This window comes from Calditrichota bacterium, from assembly GCA_014359355.1.
In the GTDB taxonomy this organism is placed as follows: domain Bacteria; phylum Zhuqueibacterota; class Zhuqueibacteria; order JANLFK01; family Oleimicrobiaceae; genus Oleimicrobium.
In genome coordinates, this window is the sequence record JACIZP010000212.1 from 1 (window position 1) to 1,655 (window position 1,655).

At 61.8% G+C, this 1,655-nt stretch carries 3 protein-coding genes; 1 reads left to right on the forward strand and 2 read right to left on the reverse strand.

Annotated features, from left to right (window positions below):
• Positions 1–267 (forward strand): hypothetical protein (locus tag H5U38_09585; protein MBC7187272.1); only part of this gene is annotated, 267 nt, incomplete at its 5' end.
• A 116-nt stretch (positions 268–383) separates the two neighbouring features.
• Here H5U38_09585 and H5U38_09590 read toward each other — a convergent pair.
• Together H5U38_09590 and H5U38_09595 are read right to left on the reverse strand one after the other, a co-directional pair.
• Positions 384–893, reverse strand: a complete 510-nt coding sequence (locus H5U38_09590; protein ID MBC7187273.1) for a nitroreductase family protein — start codon at positions 891–893, stop codon at positions 384–386.
• Between the two features lie 75 nt (positions 894–968).
• Positions 969–1,655, reverse strand: a 687-nt coding sequence (locus tag H5U38_09595) for a glycyl-radical enzyme activating protein (protein MBC7187274.1), incomplete at its 5' end; no start/stop codon positions are given.

The window sequence follows — 1,655 nt, forward strand, 5'->3', positions numbered from 1 at the left end:
TTCGGCCAGCCGCATCATCTGGAAGATGGTCTGTTGACCTGTGGTGACGGTGACCAGCTCCTCAACAAAATGCTGGAGCTCGGCCTCGGGCTCGTGGCGCGGGGTATTGAGGAGCACTTCCACCATGAGCGGGATCATGACCTGCTGCCAGCCTTGCCGGAGCAGCGAAATTGTGCCGTCAAAATCAAACAGAGCATGGCGAATGGTGCCATTCAGGCGCTCGGCCCTGATGATTTCGATCGTATCCTGTCGCAGTCCGACGAGTGAATCAGCCCCCCTCAGCTCAGCTTCCCCTCGTGAGTTGAGAGAAGAGACCTTGGGATCAGTCTCACGTCCACCCCGAGGCTCACCTGACTTGTGCGGAGAAAAATGTCGCCGTTCTTTCACCATCGCTCGTAGTGTACAAGTTCGGACAAAGCTTTACGGGTCTTGGGGCGCGGGGAGTCGGCTGGGTAGCCAAGCGGCGTGAAAGCGAGCGGCTCGACGCCTTCGGGCAGGCCCAACACCTCGCGCGCCGCCACAGGGTCAAAGGCCGCGACCCAACACGTGCCCAGCCCGAGATCGGCCGCTGCCAAGATCAGATGGTCCATCGCAATGGTCGCGTCAACATCGGCGTAGTTCTTGCCGTCCATGCGAGACCAGGCCTTGCCAGGGAGCGCGCACACCCCGATGACCAGCGGCGCCTGGGTGAACCAGGCAGCCTTGTAGATGCGCCGCAGCTCATCCTCTCGACCTTTGGTGCTGACTACCAGCAGAGCAAAGGGCTGGCGATTAGCCGCGGTTGGTGCCAGACGCGCCGCTTCCAATATGGCGGCGAGCTTGTCCTCCTCGACCGGCCGATCCTGGTAGGCGCGCACACTGTAGCGCGTGCGAATAAGAGCTGAAAACTCCATGTGTTACCTCCACCCGTTCAAACCTACATGCAGGGGCGATGCATACTTCGCCCGCCGGCTCCTCCTGCATGAGCCTCAGGAGAGAACCCCAAACCCATACGAAGCCACCACCTGACGCAGCGCCGCGAGCTTCTCCTCCGGCGGTGGTTCCAGGTGAGCCGCACGGTAACGCATGCCCAGGGCCAGATACTTGTCAGCCGCCAGCTTGTGGAAGCGAAGCAGCTCGAAGATCACCCTTGGCTTGCCGTTCGCGCCCCGCCTGGAAGGCGGAATCAGGCGGCGAACGGTCTCGGCAATGAGGCGCATGTCTTCCTGGCTGTCGTTGAAGCCTGGAATCACCGGTACGCGAATACACACCTCGCTGTCGGTCTGCAGCAACCGCTCCACATTGCCAAGGATCGCCCGACAGTCCGCGCCGGTAGCCTGCCTGTGCTTCTTGTCGTCCACGTGTTTGATGTCCAAAAGGACCAAGTCAGTAGACGGCAACAGGGGAGCCAGATGCTCCCACTGGCCCACTGCCGCAGTGTCCAGCGTCGTGCGGATTCCTGCCTGCTTGCAGCGTGCGAGAACCGCCGCAGCGAAAGCCGCCTGTTGCAGTGGCTCACCCCCGGAGATCGTCACCCCTCCTTGCGAGCTCTCGTAGAACACTCGGTCCCGCAGAACTGCCTGCACCACCTCCTCTTCGGTCATGACCTGCCCGCACATGAGCAACGCTCCTGTCGGACAAACTGAAGCGCATTTACCGCACGCCCTGCACGCCCG

Bases quoted from the DNA above. Each gene is read 5' to 3' on its own strand.
- H5U38_09590 (MBC7187273.1), bottom strand. From the start codon at position 893: ATGGAGTTTTCAGCTCTTATTCGCACGCGCTACAGTGTGCGCGCCTAC.